This window comes from Nocardia wallacei (assembly GCF_014466955.1).
Classification (GTDB): Bacteria; Actinomycetota; Actinomycetes; order Mycobacteriales; family Mycobacteriaceae; genus Nocardia; species Nocardia wallacei.
The window spans coordinates 2,698,960-2,715,995 of sequence record NZ_AP023396.1 but is presented as its reverse complement, the minus strand read 5'-3'; the positions used below and the strand labels follow the sequence as shown (position 1 = coordinate 2,715,995).

Below are 17,036 nucleotides of genomic sequence, written 5' to 3'. Positions count from 1 at the left end.
TACCGTACCGGTATACCCGGACGATGGAGCGAGCGATGACGATGACCACCGAAAACCTCTGGCGCGCCGTGGCCGCCGAGCGGACGACCCTGGCCGACCTGCTGGAGACGCTGCCGGAAGAGCAGTGGGAGTGCGACTCGCTCTGCGCGGACTGGCGCGTGCGCGATGTGGTCGCGCACGTCGTGCTGTCCGCCGGCGCGGGGCCGGGCGTGTTGCTGGTCAGCCTGATTCGCGCCCGCGGCAACCTGCACCGGATGATCCGCGACACCGCCATCCGCCACGCCGACCGCACGCCCACCGCAGCGTTGCTCGGCCAGCTGCGCGACAGCATCGGACAGCGCCGGACCGCCCCGGGCACCACGCCCGCCGACCGCCTGATGGACCTGCTGGTACACGGTCAGGACATCGCGGTCCCACTCGGAATCACCCGAACCATGCCGATCGCCGCCACCCACGTGGCTCTGGACCGAGTCTGGGACACGGGAATGTCCCACTGCCGCAAGACCTTCGGCGGTTTCCGACTGGCGGCGACCGACACCGAGTGGGCGGTCGGCAGCGGCCCCCGCATCGAGGGCCCCGCCGCCGCCCTGCTCCTGCTGCTCACCGGCAGGCACGCCGCCCGCGAACACCTCACCGGCGACGGCGCCGCCCGTCTGCTCGCCGATCACACCGCGTGATCAGAAGTCGAGAGGCACCCCTGGCACCACGCCCGGCGGTCAGGATGGCGTACCTCACCCCCCGCACATCAGCGACGGCCAACCAAGGCTCATCCCCCGACTTGGAGGGCACGCTACGGCGCGGTCTTGCGACACGACCCGCGGTCAGCAGCACGTGGCTCGACGCGGGACGCGCGCGGTGATCGGCAAGCCGGGCTCACCCGGCGAGCTGGTGCTCGGCGCGGTAATGCTTCGGCACGGTCATGCTTCGGCACGGTCATGCTCGGCGAGCCGGGCCGCAGCAGGTGCGGTCATGCGGGGCGGGTGTCCCGGTTCGGGTGATCGTCACGGCGGACGTTCGCATCCTGCGCCTCCGGTGCGCCGTGGGCGGCCGCGCGGCGCGTGCGCTTGCCGCGGGCGACCTCGGTGGCGAGGGCGTCGAGCGGTTGGGCGAACGCGGCCAGCGGGTCGGCCAGCTCGGCCAGCCAGGCTCGGGCGGTCTCCAGGCCCGCGCGGTCGAGGGCGTACAGGCGGCGCGTGCCGTCCGCCCGCATCCGCACCAGCCCGGCGTCTCGCAGCACCTTCAGATGCTGCGAGACGCCGGGCTGCGAGATCCGCGTGTAGCGCTGGACGGCCGTCACGATGGCGCCCGCGGACAGCTCCGCGGCGGCGACCAGTTCGAGGATGTCGCGCCGGACCGGGTCGGCCAGGGCCTCGAAGACCTGCGCCGGAGACTGCCCCATCAGGACTGCTGATCGTCCTCGGGGACGGTGGTGTAGAACGACACCGTCCGGGCCGCGGCCGCGTGGGCGGTCTCCGGATCGTCACCGTCCGCGACGGCCGCCTCCGCCCAGCCGCTCGACGCCGCCCGCACGAACGCCACGCCCTCCGGAGTCGTCGGGAAGGCCAGTCCCGCAGCCGGATCCACCGGCTCTCCGCTCGACAGGTGCAGGCCCAGCCCCATCAGCGCGAGATCCCAGCCGACACCCACGGCGCCGGGCCCGAACTGCGTCCACAGCTCCGGATCGACGAACGCCTCGTGCACCAGCTCGAGCTGTGTGCCGTCCCCGACCGGGGTGAGGGTGACCGTGAGCCAGGAGATCTGCGGGCCCATCTCCCAGGTGACGGCGAACCGCGAAGGCTCCTCACATGCCTCGACGACGCCCCCGGCGTTGCCCTCGATCTGGTAGCGCCCGCCTACCCGCAATTCGCCGCTGATCGGCAGGAACCAGCGCGGGATGCGCTCGCCGTCGGTGAGCGCATCCCACAGATCCGGCTGATCGGTGCCGTAGATGCGGCGGGCGACGGCGATGCGGGTGGGCGCGCCGTCGCGGGAACCGGTGCGGACCTCGCGGGCCACCAGTCCCGCGATGGCGGCCGGATCGGTGAGCAGGGACATGACTACCTCCTTGATAAGTTTTGACTTATATTAGCGGCTCCGCTATCAGAAATGAACCCTTTCCACCTCTCGCGCTGGCAGTGGCCGTGCGCACCTGCTGGCAGACGCGAATCGAAAGTGCTGGTGAGAATGGATTTTCGGAGGTGGTGCGGTAATACTTGCCCGGTGACGGAGCAGACCGGGGAAGTCGTCGACGCGTCGGACGGCGACAACCCAGACACCTACCTCTCACCGACGCGGACAGTGGGCAGCTTCCGCTTCTGGTTCGCCGACCAGCGGTGGGAGTGGTCCGACGAGATCTTCGCCATGCACGGCTACACGCCCGGCGAGATCGTGCCCACAACGGCCCTGCTATTGGCCCACAAACACCCCGAGGACCGCGCACACGTCGAGGAGATTCTCGCGGCGGCGGTGCGCTCGGGTGGATCCTTCTCCAGCCACCACCGATTCATCGACACCAAGGGCGGGGAGCACCAGGCCATGGTGATCGCCGACCGCATCATCGACGACACCGGCACCGTGATCGGCACGGCCGGCTACTACCTGGATCTCACCGACACCTTCGCCGCGCAGCGGCAGGAGGTGCTGGACGAGACGCTGCCCGGACTGTACGAGTCGCGGGCCGTGATCGAACAGGCCAAGGGGGTGCTGATGCGGGTCTACCACATCAGCGCGCGCCAAGCCTTCGAGGTGCTCCGCTGGCGCTCGCAGGAGACCAACGTGAAGCTGCGTGATCTGTCCGCGCAATTGCTCGCGGATCTGGAGATCGCCGAACCGACACCCGCCTCGGTCCGCAGCGACTTCGACCACATCCTGCTCACCGCGCACACCCGCGTCGGCCGGACACCTCAGGATCCCGAAGCGGAAACCGCCTAGCGGCAAGGGGTTTCCCGTGTGACCCGGCCGCCGACCCAGGTGCTGAGCGCCGCTGTCAGTCCCGCGGCACCGGGTTCGTCGGCGGCCCAGGCCACATAGCCGTCGGGCCGCACGAGAACGGCGGCGGGCGCGGCGCTCTCACCGTCGCCGGGAACGGCCCAGCGCTCGTCGCCGCCGACGATGTCGACGATATCGATCCGGTCGCACCACGCGGATCCGTCGGTTTCCCGATTCCCGTTGCGGCGCAGCAGTATCGGACGACCGGTGCGCAGCAATTCGCACACCCGGGTCTCGCCCGACGCGGTGACGAGGTCGACGTCGGGCATCCGCCGACCGGCCAGCGGGTGATCGCTGCCGGTCTCGTACCGGATGTCCAGGGCGGTGATCATGCGGCCGAGCCGATGTCGCACCGGGTCGCCGCCGATCAGCTCGCTCATGACCTCGCGCAGCGCGTCGGTGTGCGGGCCGGGCCGTTGCAGTGCCGTCTGCGCGCGGGTGTTGTGCAGTACCCGCGCCGCGAGAGGGGCGCGCTCGGTCTCGTAAGTGTCGAGGAGGTGGCCGGATTCGTTGTCGCGCACTGCGTTCGCGAGCTTCCAGCCGAGATTCACCGCGTCCTGCACCCCCAGGTTGAGGCCCTGACCACCCGCGGGGAAGTGGATGTGCGCGGCGTCTCCGGCGAGGAAGACCCGCCCCGCGCGGTATCGGGCGGCCTGACGGGCGGCGTCGCCGTAGTGCGACACCCACCGCGGGGAATGCATGCCGTAGTCGGTGCCCGCGATCTCGGTGAAGCTCGCGCGGAAGTCCTCGAAGCTCAGCGTCGCGCCGCGTTCCAGCACCCGATCGTGCCGCTGCACCATGAGTCGGTACCAGCCGGGCTGGAACTGCAGTGCCGAGAAGTCGCCCACCCCGCGGCGGCGCGCGAAGACGGGGCCGTCCGGCGGCGCGGCCAGTTCGACGTCGGCCAGCATCCCGGTCATGGTGGCGTCGGTCCCGGCGAAGCCGATACCGGCGAGCTTGCGCACCGCGCTGCGGCCGCCGTCGCAACCGACGAGATAGGCCGCTCGGACACAACGGGCACCTGCCGCACCGCCGACCTGCACCGTCACGCCCGCCTCGTCCTGCGACAGCCCCGTGACCGGCGCGCTCCACCGCACCGGAGCACCCGTTTCGGTTGCGCGCCTGTCCAATTCGCGCTCGATCACCGACTGCAGCACTGCGAGCGTGTACGGGTAGCGGGTGTCGAGATCGCTGAAATCCAAGGGCAGACCGCCGAAGTGCCCCGCCTGGATCGGGCGGCCCTGCGCCAGTAGCTCGTCGAGCAGGCCGCGCTGATCGAAGATCTCCATGGTGCGGGCGTGAATGCCGCCGGCCCGCGATTCCCCGGTCCGCGCGGGCAGCCCGTCCAGCAGCACCACGTCGACTCCGGCGAGCCGCAGTTCGCACGCCAACATCAGCCCGGTCGGACCGGCACCTGCCACCACCACGTCCGTCGTCTCCATGACCGTCTCCTTAACAACATTAAGGTCGATTTAACTATGTTAAGGAGAGCAGAACGTTGTTAAACTTGTCAAGCAATCGGACGGAGGGAGGTGGCGGTGAAGCTCGACACCGCGGTGATCGCCGAGGCCGCGCTGGGGCTGCTCGACGAGGTCGGCCTCGACGGCCTCACCATGCGCAAGGTGGCCGCGGCGCTGGACGTGCAGGCGCCCGCGCTGTACTGGCATGTGAAGAACAAGCGCGAACTGCTCGACGCGATGGCACAGGCCGTGTTCGTCTCCGCCGTCACCGGCGTCGAGGCGCCGCGACAGGGCGAGAACTGGCAGGACTGGGTGATCGCGCTGGCGAGCCGCCTGCGTCACGCCATGCTGCGGCACCGCGACGGCGCGAAGGTACTGGCCGGTACCTTCATCAGCGACGAAGCCATGTGGCGCACAGTCGAATTGACACTACGCACGCTGGAGGACGCGGGTTTCGGTCCCGCCGAGGCGCACCGGGTCTTCCCGATCATGCTGCACTACACGGTCGGCTTCGTCATCGAGGAGCAGGCCCGCTCCGGCACCGAGTACACCCGCGGCAATCCGTACGACGCCGACCACCTCGCCCGCGCCGTCGACGCCGAGCGCTACCCCCGCGCCGCCCGCATGGTCACCGCCGTCTTCGGCATCGATCCCGACGCCGAATTCGAACAGGGCCTGCGGGTCGTCCTCGCCGGAATCCTCGCGCTGCGCACGCGGGACTGATCCGGCGCGCCGGTGTCAGCGACGGCCCCGCCGCGGCGGCACCGAATGCCCGACCTCACCGGCACCCCGCGAGGCCGCCGAGGTCACATCGAGAATCCGGGCCGCCGTCTCGCGGAGCAGTTCGCACAGCTGGGCGGTGCGGATCGAGCCGACGAAATAGTCCACCTGGGTGTCGTCGGCGCGGCGGACATCGCAGGCGAACCAGCAGTGACCGGTGGGCGCCGGTAGTTCCAGGGCGCAGCGAGTAGCCAGCTCGGACAACGCCGCGGCAGCCTGCGCGGGGCTGCCGGCATTACCGACCTGCCACCACGAAACGCCGTAGTCGTCGGGCCGGGAGATCGTCACCTGGTAGGTGAGCAACTCGCTAGCATCCGCCATGCCCAGGAACATACCGGACACTCGGCCAATAGTCACTAGTCAGCAAACATCCGCTGTTTCAGGGGGTGGATCGGGCCGCATTCCGGATTCGCCGCGTAATCGGACCTCAGGTGCAGGTGACGGGCCTTATTCGCCGTACTCGGGATCGGTTGCCGGGAGTCCCTCGCTCGCCCGTAGCTTGTCGGCCATGGAGGTGAGCAGGTTCAGCGATTCCTCGGAGAGGTCGAAGGCGCGGTTCGATAACCGGCGCAACCCGTAACCGCGCAGGCGGGACAGCAGTTCGAGATCGTGGTCGATCTTGGCGGCGTAGACGTCGTCGGTGAAGTAGGCCGGGTCGACCTTGAAGAACCGGGCCAGCGCGGCGACGGTCTCCGGGGAGGGGTTCTTGCGCCGGCCCGAACGCAGTTGGGACAGATACGGTTTGGAGATTGGGTGGCCGGCGGCGGTGAGAATGTCGGACACCTCGGCGTTGGTATGCGGCTTGCGTCCCGGCGGATGCACCATCTCGAACAGTTTGTTCAGGCGTTCGGCGAAATCAGCCGTCATGAGCAGCCGAACTCCCTTCGCCGCACCGTGCCCCGCCCCGGCCGACGCCGGTGCCGCCGATCTTAACAAACGCGGCGGCGCCACGATGCCGAATCAATAAGCAGCACAGGGCAAATCGGACGAAAGGGGCCGGTCGCGGCGCTAACTCCCGCGCACCGAGTCCAGCAGCAGTTCCAGGCCGTGGTCGACGGTGGCATCGACGATCTCCGGCGCGTCACCGTCGAAGTGCAGGTGCAGCGGCCGCACCCCCGCCTGCGTGGCGACCGCGAACCACACCGAGCCGACCGGCTCGCCGTCCTGCTTGTCCGGGCCGCCGACGCCGGTGACCGCGACGGCGATGTCCGCGCCCATCAGCTCCCGCACCCCGCGCGCCATCGCGACCGCGGCCTCCTCGCACACCGGCGAGCAGTCCGGCATACCCAGCACGGCACGTTTGACCTGCGTCGAGTACGCGACCACGCCGCCACGAAACCAGTCCCCCGCGCCCGAGGCCGCGCCCAGCGCGGCGGAAAGCCTGCCCGCGGTGAGCGATTCGGCGACCGCAACCGTCGACCCCTTGTCCCGCACCGACGCGGCGATTTCCTCGGCGAGGCGGCTCGTGTCCATGTTCTCTCCCTCGACAGTTCTCCCGTGGTTACCGATATCCGTCCGCGCGCAGCAGCCGGGCCAGGTGGGCGGCGTTGCGGGCCAGCGTGGCGGTCGTCTTCGCCACCGCCTCGGGCGTGCTGTCCAGGTCCTTGTAGTCGGTTCCGCCCATGGCCTGGTCGTTCCAATACGTCGAACCCTGCGCGGGGATGGTGAAACCGATGTCGCCGAGCGCCTGGAACAGGTCGGCCGCGATCTTGTGCGCGCCGTCCTCGTTGCCGACGATGGCGGCTAGGCCGACCTTGTCGTACATCGCCGGGCGGCCCGCGTCGTCGGTGTTCGACAATTCGGCGTCGAGGCGTTCGAGCACCCGCTGCGCGATCGAGGACATGTGCCCGACCCAGGTCGGCGTGGCGATGAGCACGATGTCGGCCGCGGCGACGCGCTCGCGGATCCGCGGCCATTGGTCGCCGTCCCCTTCGTCGGCGGTGACGCCGGGTCGGACGTCGTAGTCCGCGACCCGCACCACCGAACCCGCGACATCGTGCTCGGCCAGTTCGGCGAGCACCTGCTGGGCGAGCAGGTCGCTGCTGGACGGGGCCGGCGAGGGTTTCAGCGTGCAGACCAGGGCGACCGCGGTCAGGTCGCGAGTGTCGCCGTCGTGGGGGTCGGGGTCGTTCGCCGTCATCTCGGCCTCCTTCGGTCGTGATCGTGCGCGGTCCGTCTCCCTGCGCGTACCCGTTGCCCCGGCAACCAACCGGTACGAAGACCATCCCGGCCCACTCGCCGGGCAGCGAACCCGCAGCGCCCCTGGATCGCGTCAGCTGTCGCCGCGCTGCTCGACCCAGCGGTGGCGCTCGCGGCGGCGGTGGTTGTAGGCCGCCTTGCGCACGGTCGTGTCGTCCTCCAGGCCGGAGCCGACCGCACCGGCGACGGTTCCGAGGATCGTCGCGGTCAAAGCGATCGTCAGATAATCGCGCACGCCCGCCGAGTGCCCCAGGGTCTTGCCGAGGAAATCCGGCGGGATCACGAGCAATACGGCCGCCAGGGCGAGCAGGTAGAGCGTGGCGAAGAAGGCCGCGCTGCCGACCAGGACGGTGGCGACCGTGCCCGCGTTGCGCAGTCGCCGATCGGGATCCCTTGTGCCGCTGGTGTTCTCGGCACGCTCCCACAGCCCGTGGCCCGCGATGATCCACACCGTCAGCACCGCCAGGGCGGCGACCGTGCTCCCCGCCAGCCGGGCCGGGCCCAGCGCGGTGGCGAGCTGCCAGATCGAGGAGTAGAGCACCCCGAACGCGGTGCCCGCGATCGCACCGGCCAGCGCCGAGGACAGGCCCACGAGCAGCTGCCACGGCCGGTTCGCCCGCACCATCCCGGCCAGCAGGCGGACCGTCCCGGGCGTCGGGGAACCGAACACGTGGACCTCGTTGTCGGTGCGGGCCCGTTCGACGCGCACCGAGCGCGAGCCCAGCCGCCGGGCGAGATCCCGGACCAGACCGGTCTGCGGCCGATGACCGGGTTCCATCCGGGCGGTCAGGGCCGCGGCCAGATCGGTCAGGCGGCGGCGCAGCCGCAGGCCGCCGAGCGCGGGCAGGGAGATCAGCGCGACCCGGGAGTCGAGGTCGACGGTTGCCATGACGAAGCCGTGCGGTCCGCGTAACGGCAGGTCGGTCACGCACAGCGCCAGGTCCCAGTCGGTGGTGCGGACGCGTTCGTGTGCCTTGTCCACCAGCCGGTCGTAGTCGGGGTACATGGCCTCGAACGGATCGTCGACCACCTCCGCCCGCCAGGTGACCCGGTCGTCGACGCGGTTCGCCAGCACGCCGGGCAGGGTGCGCCCGAGGTACTGGGCCAGCCGCGCGGGGAGATCGGGGTCGGCGAGGATGCCGACCACCACGGTCCGGCGGGGACGGTCGTCGGTCATGTCACCGCCCTCGGCATGCGCGACTCCTTACCCACGGTCGTTTCCGGGTGGGACGACGGGTCCCGCCCGCACCGGCATAGCCCCTGCGGTGGCGGTCAAACCTGGGCACGCTGGACCCGCTGTGCCACAAGGCATCCCGAGCCGTGCGAAATGCGTTCCGATGGCGCGAGGGCTCGCTTCGAAGTACGATGCCGCCGTCCCACGAGCGCGGTACCCGTCGAATCAGGTGGCGAAATTGAGTCTCAGCGGTAAGCGGTTCCTCGACGTGGCCGGGAGCAGGGAAACGGCCGTGACGGTACTGGCGACGATCACCGGGCTGTACTACCTGATCGTCGCGGTCACCAACTGCATCGACACCGACACCAACCGCCGCGGGGTGGAGGCCGTGCTGTCGATGCACGCCACCATCCACCATTCCGGCACCGACTGGCGCGCGATCACCAACGGAACGGTCCTGCTCGTCGCCTACATCCTCGTGGTGATCTGGGAGTACCTGATCGCGTTCGCGCTGCTGGCCGGAGCGGCGACGGGCTGGCGAGCACTTGCCGGACGCGACGCCGCGCGGACCGCGGTGGCGGCCAAGCTGTCGAGCCTCGGCTGGACCATGGCGGTGCTACTGTTCGCGGGCGGTTTCCTCACCATCGGCGGCGAATGGTTCCGGATGTGGGCGAACAAACAGGTCAACGCGTCCTCGGCGGCCTTGCAGAACTTCCTGCTGGCGGCCGTCGGGCTGATTCTCGTGCACATGTCGGGCCGGGCGGAGACCCGCGCGGCGCAGTAGCCGCGCTCGACGCGGGATTCAGCCGGCGAGCGACCTCTCGCGGACCTCGTGGATCCGGGTGCCCGCGCCGTCCATGAGCCGATCCACCAGGCACATCTCCGGCACCGCGTGTCCGCTGAGGTGCCCGGCTGGTATCGCGACGACGTGCGCGTCGGCCCGGCGCAGCGCGTCGATCAGCGCGAGGAACTGCGGCGGGACGAGGCCGTTGTCCAGTCGCCGCTCGTGGAAGATCTCGCCCAGGTCGAAGCCCTCGGCGGCCGCCGTCTCCGCGATGAGCGCCTCCCAGTGACCGGGATCGTCGACCAGATGGTCGCAGAGATAGCCGAACATCAGCGGCCGTAGCGCTGCCACCGGCTCACCTCGAACCCGTCGGGGTCACGCGTCCGCGGTCGCTGATCTGCCAGCAGCCCTTGTACGGAATCGCCACGATCAGGCCGCGTTCCTGCAACCGTGCCAGCGCGGTGCGAGTGCTCCAGCTCGTCAACCGAGCCTGTCGCTGGATCTGCACCGCAGACAGCAGGCCGCCGGGGCGAAGAATGTTCAACACCAGCGATTGCGCCGCCTGCCCGAACTTCATGCGTTCTCCTCGAAACGCCGATCACGTGCGAATTTCCGAAGGTTAGTTGTCGACATCACGCGATGTCAACAGCATGCGATGTCAACATCTGTCGGCGCGGATGTTGTGAGAGGATGCGGGCCATGTCCACCGCCACCGAGGAGCCCCGGGGCGAGTCGCGACGATGGCGGGGCCGCGAACCCGCCGACCGCACCGCGACCCGCCGCCGGCAGTTGCTCGACGCCGGGCTGGAGCTGATGGGCAGCATCGGCGCGGCGGGAATGTCGATGCGCGCGGTGTGCCGTGCCGCGGGTCTGACCGAGCGGTACTTCTACGAGAGTTTCACGAATCTGGACGCGCTGCAGCTGGCGGTGCTCGACGAGGTGGTGCTGGGCGCGCGCGACCGGCTGCTCACCGCGCTCACCACCGCCCCGCCGGATCCGGGCGAGATCTTCGCGCACGTGGTGGCGCGCTTCACCGACTACATGGACGAGGACCCGCGGCGCGGCCGCGTCATGTTCGTGGAGTCGCAGGCCACCCGGGTGCTCGGGGAACGCGGCAACGAACTCGTGGTCGAGTTCACCGCGCCCATCGCCATGAGTCTCGCCGGTACCGAGCAGCAGCACCATCCCGCCGACGAGACCGACATCCGCCTCAACGCGCACGCCATCTTCGGCGCCATGGCGTTCCTGTACCGGCCATGGCTGGACGGAGCGCTGGGGATTACCCGCGAGCGCTTCGACCGGCATGCCACCAGCGCGATCACGGAACTCGCGCGGGCACGATCCTCGATGCGGAGGTAGTCCCGCATCACCAGGGCGTGTTCCACTCCCGGGACACCTCCGGCGGGTCGACGGCCGGGGGCAGCGGCGCGGGGGTGCGGGTGACGCATCTGCCCGTGGCGCGGGCCAGGTCGGCGAAGCGGATGGCGTTGTGGATGGCCGCGCCGCCGGGATCGTTGTTGAAGTACACGTAGATGTCCCGAGTCGCGTCCCAGGTCTCGTTCAGCCGGTGCACCCAGTCGGCGAGGACGTCCTCCTCGTAGCAGGGCCACGGCGTCCCGGTGCCCTCGTGGAAACGCAGGTAGGCCCAGTCCGCGGTGCGCCACAGCGGCGTGACGGGCCGGTTCAGCCGGTCGGCCCAGCACAGGGCCGCGTTGTGGCGTTCCAGCACGGCGCGCACCTCGTCGGTCCACCACGTCTCGTGGCGCGGCTCGACGACAACGCGCAGATCGTCGGGGATCGGGCTCAGCACGGCGGCCAGCCGGTCCGGCGCCGCGGGCAGATTGGGCGGCAATTGGATCAGCAGCGGGCCGAGCTTGTCCCCGAGGCCGCGGGCCGCCTCGATCATGCGCTCGAGCGGGATCTGCGGATCGAGCAATCGCCGATTGTGCGTCAGCACCCGCGTCGCCTTGACCGCCATGACGAAATCGTCGGGAGTGCGCGCCCGCCAGCCTTCGAACGTCGTCCGTGGCATCGGCCGGTAGAAGGCGGCGTTCAACTCCACCGTGGCGAACGAGCGCGCGTAGTGCTCCAGCCAGCGCCGCTGCGCGACGCCCTTGGGGTAGAACACGCCGCGCCAGTCCGCGTACTGCCATCCCGAGGTGCCCACGATCAGTGCCATATCGCAGCGATTCCCCCGTCCGCGCCCGGCAATCGGGACACCTCGCGCGCAGCCACCGGCACGTGGTCGGCCCAGTATGGCCCGGGTGCGCCGATGGCCGGTGGCTCGTCAGCATTTGTGTTCCGCCGCAATGTTTTCGGCCTGTCGTTGTGAGTAGTGACCATGTCCGCCGCACCTGTCCTGCCGCACGACCCGGTCCGGTTCCATGTCATCGGTCGGCGAAGGAGTCTCGGATGTCGCGGAAGAATCGGGCGGGCGTGCTGTGTGCGGCACTCACCGTGTGCTGTCTGAGCGGACACGCGGTGGCCACGGCGGAGCCGGGGCGGACGGAGTTCGGATATGCCTCGTCCGCGCCGGTGACCTCGGTGGTCGCGACCGCCGTGACCCGGACGGTGCCGCTGCCCGCCGGAGCGCCCGCACATCCCGCCGCGTGCGACAGCCTGTCGTATCTGCGCTGGCGTTCGGTGGACGGACCGGCGGACGCGGCCGACGCGGACCGCATCCTGGTCGCCCAGCCCGGCATCTTCGAGGGCGCGGGCGCCTTCGACAGCGTCGCGCGCAACACGGTCGCGCGGGCGGCCGAACACGGCGCGCACATCGAGTTCTGGGCGCTGGACCGCCGATCCAACTGCCTCGAGGACCACACCGGCACGGCGGCCGCCCTGCGCTCCGGCTCGTTCGATACCGCGACGGACTACTACTTCCACGGCGCGCCGGTGGACGGCCGCCGCTTCGCCGGATACGCCACCGGCGACGCCACGCGCTGGCTGGGCGATCAGGGCCTGGCCCAGACCCTGCGCGACCAGTACGACCTGCTGCGGCTGGAACTGCCCGACCCCGGTTTGCGCAAGCGAAAGGTGTTGTGCGGCGGGCACTCCCTGGGCGGTTTCCTGACCGGCTACTTCGCGGGTTGGGACTTCGACGGCGATCCCGCCACCACCGACGACGCCGGATACAACCAGTGCGGCGGATATTTCGCCCTGGACACCAGCATCCGGGCCGGAATCTCCTTGCGCGGCTTCCAGTTTCCGTCTCCACCACCGGCCGTGGCCGCCGGACTGGAGAACCTGTCGCTGCGACTGGACACCGCCTTGCCGGTCCTCGCGCTGCCCGCGGTGATCAACCCGGAGACGACCAACCTGCTGGCGCTGGCCGGGCTCGCCGCCCGGCTGGCCCCGCAGGGCGTCGACGACCTGGTCCGCCGCCTGCCCGACAACGCGAACATCGCCCTCACCCTGCGCACTCTGCTCTCGCAGGACCCGGCCATGTTCGCCACCGGCAGCCCGGACGTGCGGACGCTGTCGGCCACCAACGAAGCCGTGCTCGGCGCGCTGCTGGACGACAATTCGCAACCGCTGGGATTCCTGCAGGCCAGCACGGGCTTCGTCGCGGGTGGCCCCTTGGGCCCCAAGAACTTTCCGCTGCCCGACGCCGTGGCGCGCAGCCCGATCGCCATGAATTTCTTCGGCGACGCGCCCAAGGTCTCCCCCACGCGCTTCGACGCGCGAACCGTCTATCGCTGGATCGACTACGACGCCGTCGGCGCTGACTCCGGCGATGCTGACTCCGGCGGCGCTGACTCCGGCGGTGCGATCACGCCCGGTAGCGAGGTGACCTCGATCGCCCAGCTCGCGCGCAGCCTCTGCGAGTCGCCACTGGACTTCACCGAGTGGTATTTCCCGTCGCGCCTGGCGCTGGATCTGCAGCAGGGCACGGCGCCCTCGATCGCCGCACAACACCTGCACCCCGACGGGATCGGCCGCCATCCCACCCTCACTTTCCACGGCAGCGGCGGAATCCCGGTGACCGAATCGGACAATCCTCGCGACACGCGGATATTCCTGCCCGGATACAACCACCTGGACGTACTCACGGCCGCCGAACATCAGAACAATGGCCGACCCGAAGTGGTGTCCACGCGTTTGGCCGAGTTCGCCACGCGGTGAATCGATCCGACTGGTTGAAAATTGCACCGGATTCGCCGGGGAGGTGAATATTCCGGGTCAGCGCATTCCCATCGCGGAGAAGGGGTGGCCGTGACACGGGCGGGAGACTGGTGGTCGAGTCCGTTCCACACGGAAGAAGGTGAACGATGCCATGCTCCACTGGCCTCTCTCCGTCATCGCGGTTGCCGGAACACTTCTGGCGGCATTCGTCGCGATAAACCTGGCCGCGCTGCGCGCCGACGGCCGCCGCCGGAAATTGCCCGGCGCTCCGGCCCGGAACACCACGGCGGCCCGCCGAAAAATCCCTTCCGAGGACACGTGGCTACCCTCCTCGATGCACCGGCCGCCGGGCCACCCGCTGACGGTGGACGAGGCGCATCGCGTAATGCAACGGCACCTGAATTGCGGCACGGACAATTGCATCAGCAAGGCGATCGCTTTCTCGGTCCTGGTGCAGCACGGCCGCATCAAACCGGATTCCTCGCGGTCGGCGCGCTAGCCGGGTGTGTCAGAGGGGCGCGGTCGCCCACCAGGTGTCCACGAGGTCCTGGCCGGTGTGGCCGTCCCAGCCGACGTCGATGATCGTCCAGGCGCGGGCCGGGTCGTCGAAGGCCACGGTGAGCAGGCCGCTCCCGCCGCCGGGATAGTAGCTGCTGCGGAGCCGTCCGGTGCCCGACGCCCGGGTCCAGGGCTGCTCGCGGGTGGTGTCGTTCTCGATCTTGGTGGTGTACATGGCATCTCGGCGTGGGTCGCCGCGGCGGAACGACCACACCGTCCAGGTGATGCCGTTGTCCTGGGTGCAGCTGACCGCGGGCGCACCGCCGTTGTTCAGGACGTTCAGGTCAGCGCACCGGGCGCCCTGATAGCCGGTGCCGTCCGGTCGAGCCGGCAGCAGGCCGGGAAACAGGGCGACGAGATCGTTGTCGCGGCCCCACGCCGTGATCGGCGGCGGTCCGCCGGAGACGGTGGCGCCCGGGGACGGCGTCGCCGTGGGCTCGGCCGACGCGGAGATAACCGGAGTGACGGCAGGATCGGAAGCGCCGCGCTCGGTCAGCAGGACCGCCGCGGCGACGGCGACTGCGGCGATCACGGCGACAGCCGCCGCCACGACCGCGACTGTCGTGCGGCGGACTCGTTGCGGCACAGCGCTATTCGGCGCCGGTCCGGTCGGCGGTGGCGCGTCGAGCGCTTGGCGGGCCGCGGCCGCCAGCGCGCCGCAGCTCGGATACCGCCGGTGCGGATCCTTCGCCATGGCCCGCGCGATCACCTCGTCGAGTGCCGGTGGCAGCCCCGGCCGCACCGCGGACGGGCGCGGCGGCGGTGCGTCGAGATGGGCGGCCACCATCGCCGCGGGTGTCCTGCCGCCGAAGGGAACTGTCCCCGTGAGCATTTCGTAGCAGGTGCAGCCGAGCGAGTAGACATCGACGCGGTGGTCGATCGGCGCGCCGAGGATCTGCTCCGGCGCGACATAGGCGAGCGTGGCCACGACGGCCCCGGTAGCGGTGAGCCGCACGGCGTCGTCGCCCGCGCGGGCGATGCCGAAATCGGTGACGAAGACGTGCTCGGCGCCGTTGTCGGAACCGACCAGCAGATTCGCCGGTTTGACGTCGCGATGGATCAGCCCGCGGCGATGTGCGGCGTCGAGCCCGGCCGCGGCCTGCGCGAGCAGGTGCACCGCCCGTTGCGGCGACAACCCTTGCGCGGCTTGCCGAATGAGCCCGCCGACGTCCGTGCCCGGCACGTAGCGCATCGCGATCCAGGGATGCCCGGCATCGGCGCCCCGGTCGTAGATCTCCACCACGTTCGGGTGATCGAGCCGGGCGGCGAGTTCGGCCTCGCGGTCGAAGCGCGCGCGGAACTCGGCGTCGGCGGCTCGGTCGAGTACCTTCAGCGCCACCGACCGGGGCAGTCGCGGATGGCGGGCCAGATACACGGTGCCCATCCCGCCGGCGCCGAGCACCCGTTCGATCCGGTACCCGGCCAGCAGCGAATCCGGTTGCAGCGTCACGATTGTCATCCTCGATCACACCGGGGCGGCGGCCCACCAGTTGTCGTACACGTCGCGTCCCCCGGTACCGCCCGACGCGGACACGACACAGAAATTGCGCGCCGGATCGTCGAACGCCACATCCAGCAGGCCGAATCCGGCGATGCTGTCGGAGGCCCAGCGGACGGTGCCGGTCCCGGACGGCCGGGTCCAGGCCTCCTCGTGCAGATCGGCCAGTCCGGTGCGATCGGCCCGATAGGTCACCGGTCTCCGGTCCGCGGCGCAGTGGATATTGACGCTGAACCGGTCCGGGTCGGTGTTCGGGCAGTGCAGCCAGGTACCCGAATCGTCGTTCAGCGCACAGCGCATGCCTTGGTACCCGGCGCCTTCCGGGTCGGCGGGCAGCAGCCCGGGAAAGGCGGCGACGATGTAGGCGGCCGGACCCCACGCCGCGGCCGCCGGTGTGGTCGGCACCGACGATGCGGGCGGGGCAGCCGGGGCGGTGGTGGTGTTCGCGGCCACCGCGTTACCGGTGACGCCGTCACCCGGCCGCGTCGCGAGGAGTATCACGGCCGCGATCATCACCACCGCGAGGGTGAGGATCAGGGCGGGCACCGCCACCGGGCGGGCTCCGCGCACCGCGGGCGGCGGGTCCAGTGCCTGTTCGGCGGCCGCGGCGAGCTCACCGCAACTGCCGAACCGCTCCGCCGGATCCTTCGCCATCGCGCGGGCGATCACCGCGTCGAGCGCCGGGGGCACCGCGGCGACCGCGGACGGCCGCGGCGGCGGCTCGCTGAGATGGGCGTGCAGCACCGCGGCCATCGACCGGCCGGCGAAAGGCACACGGCCGGTCAGTGTTTCGAACAGCGTGGCGCCCAGGGCGTAGACGTCGGTGCGCGGGCCCAGCGGCCGGCCCTCGAATTGTTCGGGTGCGGCATAGGCGAGGCTGGCCGCGATCGACCCCGTGGCCGTCACCGAGGTGCCGGAGTCGAGCGGCCGGGCGATGCCGAAGTCGGTGATCCGCACGATATCGGATCCGTCGTCACCGGTGGCGACCAGAATGTTGGCCGGTTTGACATCCCGGTGCAGCAACCCGGCCCGGTGCGCGGCATCCAGGCCGCGAGCGGCCGCGCCGATGATCCGCACGGCCCGGTGCGCGGGCAGCGCCCCCGGGCCCTGCCGGATCAGTCCGGCCAGGTCGGTGCCCTCGACGTAGCGCATCGCCAGCCACAGCATCTCGCCCTCGGCGCCACGGTCGTAGATCGAGACCACATTCGGATGTTCCAGTCGCGCAGCGAGTTCCGCCTCGCGCAGGAAGCGGAGCCGGAACTCGGCGTCGGCGCCCGGCACCGGATCGAGGATCTTCAGCGCATCGCGCCGGGGCAACCGCGGATGCTCGGCAAGGTACACCCGCCCCATCCCACCGGCGCCCAGCAGCCGGATCACCCGGTATCCGGCGAATACGTCCCCCGCCGCCAACCTCACCGCTGGAACCTCCTCCTGCCCCGCCAGAGATTACCGCAGCGGCGCGCGGGCGCG

20 protein-coding genes are annotated in these 17,036 nt (G+C 70.4%); 7 read left to right on the top strand and 13 right to left on the bottom strand.

Annotation, left to right across the window (positions count from 1 at the left end; genetic code table 11):
* The first annotated feature begins 35 nt into the window (after positions 1-35).
* Positions 36-677, top strand: coding sequence for a maleylpyruvate isomerase family mycothiol-dependent enzyme (locus NWFMUON74_RS12325; RefSeq protein WP_187687939.1), 642 nt, complete (start codon positions 36-38; stop codon positions 675-677).
* A 290-nt stretch (positions 678-967) separates the two neighbouring features.
* On the opposite strand, the gene NWFMUON74_RS12320 is transcribed toward NWFMUON74_RS12325, so the two are convergent.
* The gene (locus NWFMUON74_RS12320; protein WP_187687938.1) at positions 968-1,399 is read right to left on the bottom strand and encodes an ArsR/SmtB family transcription factor; all 432 of its coding nucleotides are present in this window, start codon (positions 1,397-1,399) and stop codon (positions 968-970) included.
* Positions 1,399-2,055 (bottom strand): SRPBCC family protein, encoded by a 657-nt coding sequence (locus tag NWFMUON74_RS12315; protein ID WP_187687937.1) that lies wholly within the window; start codon positions 2,053-2,055, stop codon positions 1,399-1,401. Before NWFMUON74_RS12315 ends, NWFMUON74_RS12320 begins: the two co-directional genes overlap by 1 nt.
* Before the next feature lie 243 nt (positions 2,056-2,298).
* Between NWFMUON74_RS12315 and NWFMUON74_RS12310 the strand changes: the two genes are divergently transcribed.
* Entirely contained in the window at positions 2,299-2,931 is a 633-nt protein-coding gene (locus NWFMUON74_RS12310) for a PAS and ANTAR domain-containing protein (RefSeq protein WP_232111160.1), read from the top strand.
* Here the strand turns inward: NWFMUON74_RS12310 and NWFMUON74_RS12305 are convergent.
* Positions 2,928-4,430, bottom strand: a complete 1,503-nt coding sequence (locus tag NWFMUON74_RS12305; protein ID WP_187687935.1) for an FAD-dependent monooxygenase — start codon at positions 4,428-4,430, stop codon at positions 2,928-2,930. The two genes, NWFMUON74_RS12310 and NWFMUON74_RS12305, sit on opposite strands and share 4 nt — an antisense overlap.
* A gap of 96 nt (positions 4,431-4,526) precedes the next feature.
* Here NWFMUON74_RS12305 and NWFMUON74_RS12300 point away from each other — a divergent pair, with 96 nt between their 5' ends.
* Positions 4,527-5,171: a TetR/AcrR family transcriptional regulator C-terminal domain-containing protein gene (locus tag NWFMUON74_RS12300; RefSeq protein ID WP_187687934.1), complete on the top strand. Its 645-nt coding sequence runs from the start codon at positions 4,527-4,529 to the stop codon at positions 5,169-5,171.
* A 15-nt stretch (positions 5,172-5,186) separates the two neighbouring features.
* Here the strand turns inward: NWFMUON74_RS12300 and NWFMUON74_RS12295 are convergent, their stop codons facing one another.
* The 5 genes from NWFMUON74_RS12295 to NWFMUON74_RS12275 all read right to left on the bottom strand — a co-directional run bounded on the left by NWFMUON74_RS12295 (position 5,187) and on the right by NWFMUON74_RS12275 (position 8,604).
* Positions 5,187-5,549, bottom strand: a complete 363-nt coding sequence (locus tag NWFMUON74_RS12295) for a hypothetical protein (RefSeq protein WP_187687933.1) — start codon at positions 5,547-5,549, stop codon at positions 5,187-5,189.
* A gap of 126 nt (positions 5,550-5,675) precedes the next feature.
* Positions 5,676-6,095 carry a helix-turn-helix domain-containing protein gene (locus NWFMUON74_RS12290; RefSeq protein ID WP_187687932.1) on the bottom strand — a complete coding sequence of 140 codons (420 nt, stop codon included), beginning with the start codon at positions 6,093-6,095 and terminating at the stop codon, positions 5,676-5,678.
* Positions 6,096-6,236: 141 nt separating this feature from the next.
* Entirely contained in the window at positions 6,237-6,701 is a 465-nt protein-coding gene (locus NWFMUON74_RS12285; RefSeq protein WP_187687931.1) for a CinA family protein, read from the bottom strand.
* Between the two features lie 28 nt (positions 6,702-6,729).
* A complete protein-coding gene (locus NWFMUON74_RS12280) occupies positions 6,730-7,368 on the bottom strand; it encodes a flavodoxin family protein (RefSeq protein ID WP_187687930.1) in 639 nt (212 codons plus the stop codon).
* Between the two features lie 132 nt (positions 7,369-7,500).
* A complete protein-coding gene (locus NWFMUON74_RS12275) occupies positions 7,501-8,604 on the bottom strand; it encodes a hypothetical protein (protein WP_187687929.1) in 1,104 nt (367 codons plus the stop codon).
* Between the two features lie 235 nt (positions 8,605-8,839).
* Between NWFMUON74_RS12275 and NWFMUON74_RS12270 the strand changes: the two genes are divergently transcribed.
* The gene (locus tag NWFMUON74_RS12270) at positions 8,840-9,385 is read left to right on the top strand and encodes a DUF2165 domain-containing protein (protein ID WP_187687928.1); all 546 of its coding nucleotides are present in this window, start codon (positions 8,840-8,842) and stop codon (positions 9,383-9,385) included.
* A gap of 18 nt (positions 9,386-9,403) precedes the next feature.
* Here the strand turns inward: NWFMUON74_RS12270 and NWFMUON74_RS12265 are convergent, their stop codons facing one another.
* The gene (locus NWFMUON74_RS12265; RefSeq protein ID WP_187687927.1) at positions 9,404-9,736 is read right to left on the bottom strand and encodes a hypothetical protein; all 333 of its coding nucleotides are present in this window, start codon (positions 9,734-9,736) and stop codon (positions 9,404-9,406) included.
* Positions 9,737-9,740: 4 nt separating this feature from the next.
* Entirely contained in the window at positions 9,741-9,962 is a 222-nt protein-coding gene (locus tag NWFMUON74_RS12260) for a hypothetical protein (RefSeq protein ID WP_187687926.1), read from the bottom strand.
* A gap of 122 nt (positions 9,963-10,084) precedes the next feature.
* Between NWFMUON74_RS12260 and NWFMUON74_RS12255 the strand changes: the two genes are divergently transcribed.
* The gene (locus NWFMUON74_RS12255) at positions 10,085-10,744 is read left to right on the top strand and encodes a TetR/AcrR family transcriptional regulator (RefSeq protein WP_187687925.1); all 660 of its coding nucleotides are present in this window, start codon (positions 10,085-10,087) and stop codon (positions 10,742-10,744) included.
* Between the two features lie 7 nt (positions 10,745-10,751).
* Here NWFMUON74_RS12255 and NWFMUON74_RS12250 read toward each other — a convergent pair whose 3' ends face one another.
* A complete protein-coding gene (locus NWFMUON74_RS12250; protein ID WP_187687924.1) occupies positions 10,752-11,564 on the bottom strand; it encodes a DUF72 domain-containing protein in 813 nt (270 codons plus the stop codon).
* Positions 11,565-11,797: 233 nt separating this feature from the next.
* Between NWFMUON74_RS12250 and NWFMUON74_RS12245 the strand changes: the two genes are divergently transcribed.
* Both NWFMUON74_RS12245 and NWFMUON74_RS12240 read left to right on the top strand, forming a co-directional pair.
* A complete protein-coding gene (locus NWFMUON74_RS12245; RefSeq protein WP_232110985.1) occupies positions 11,798-13,510 on the top strand; it encodes a hypothetical protein in 1,713 nt (570 codons plus the stop codon).
* Positions 13,511-13,661: 151 nt separating this feature from the next.
* Positions 13,662-14,009 (top strand): hypothetical protein, encoded by a 348-nt coding sequence (locus tag NWFMUON74_RS12240; protein WP_187687923.1) that lies wholly within the window; start codon positions 13,662-13,664, stop codon positions 14,007-14,009.
* Positions 14,010-14,018: 9 nt separating this feature from the next.
* Here the strand turns inward: NWFMUON74_RS12240 and NWFMUON74_RS12235 are convergent, their stop codons facing one another.
* Positions 14,019-15,518: a serine/threonine-protein kinase gene (locus NWFMUON74_RS12235; protein ID WP_232110984.1), complete on the bottom strand. Its 1,500-nt coding sequence runs from the start codon at positions 15,516-15,518 to the stop codon at positions 14,019-14,021.
* Between the two features lie 15 nt (positions 15,519-15,533).
* On the bottom strand, positions 15,534-16,982 hold the full coding sequence (locus NWFMUON74_RS12230) for a serine/threonine-protein kinase (RefSeq protein ID WP_187687921.1): 1,449 nt from the start codon (positions 16,980-16,982) through the stop codon (positions 15,534-15,536).
* Positions 16,983-17,036: the final 54 nt, after the last annotated feature.

What these genes read in the sequence shown, in the direction of transcription:
- NWFMUON74_RS12325 (WP_187687939.1), top strand. Translation starts at nt 36, where the DNA reads ATGACGATGACCACCGAAAACCTCTGGCGCGCCGTGGCCGCCGAGCGG.
- NWFMUON74_RS12320 (WP_187687938.1), bottom strand. Translation starts at nt 1,399, where the DNA reads ATGGGGCAGTCTCCGGCGCAGGTCTTCGAGGCCCTGGCCGACCCGGTC.
- NWFMUON74_RS12315 (WP_187687937.1), bottom strand. Translation starts at nt 2,055, where the DNA reads ATGTCCCTGCTCACCGATCCGGCCGCCATCGCGGGACTGGTGGCCCGC.
- NWFMUON74_RS12305 (WP_187687935.1), bottom strand. Translation starts at nt 4,430, where the DNA reads ATGGAGACGACGGACGTGGTGGTGGCAGGTGCCGGTCCGACCGGGCTG.
- NWFMUON74_RS12295 (WP_187687933.1), bottom strand. Translation starts at nt 5,549, where the DNA reads ATGGCGGATGCTAGCGAGTTGCTCACCTACCAGGTGACGATCTCCCGG.
- NWFMUON74_RS12290 (WP_187687932.1), bottom strand. Translation starts at nt 6,095, where the DNA reads ATGACGGCTGATTTCGCCGAACGCCTGAACAAACTGTTCGAGATGGTG.
- NWFMUON74_RS12285 (WP_187687931.1), bottom strand. Translation starts at nt 6,701, where the DNA reads ATGGACACGAGCCGCCTCGCCGAGGAAATCGCCGCGTCGGTGCGGGAC.
- NWFMUON74_RS12280 (WP_187687930.1), bottom strand. Translation starts at nt 7,368, where the DNA reads ATGACGGCGAACGACCCCGACCCCCACGACGGCGACACTCGCGACCTG.
- NWFMUON74_RS12275 (WP_187687929.1), bottom strand. Translation starts at nt 8,604, where the DNA reads ATGACCGACGACCGTCCCCGCCGGACCGTGGTGGTCGGCATCCTCGCC.
- NWFMUON74_RS12260 (WP_187687926.1), bottom strand. Translation starts at nt 9,962, where the DNA reads ATGAAGTTCGGGCAGGCGGCGCAATCGCTGGTGTTGAACATTCTTCGC.
- NWFMUON74_RS12255 (WP_187687925.1), top strand. Translation starts at nt 10,085, where the DNA reads ATGTCCACCGCCACCGAGGAGCCCCGGGGCGAGTCGCGACGATGGCGG.
- NWFMUON74_RS12250 (WP_187687924.1), bottom strand. Translation starts at nt 11,564, where the DNA reads ATGGCACTGATCGTGGGCACCTCGGGATGGCAGTACGCGGACTGGCGC.
- NWFMUON74_RS12245 (WP_232110985.1), top strand. Translation starts at nt 11,798, where the DNA reads ATGTCGCGGAAGAATCGGGCGGGCGTGCTGTGTGCGGCACTCACCGTG.
- NWFMUON74_RS12240 (WP_187687923.1), top strand. Translation starts at nt 13,662, where the DNA reads ATGCTCCACTGGCCTCTCTCCGTCATCGCGGTTGCCGGAACACTTCTG.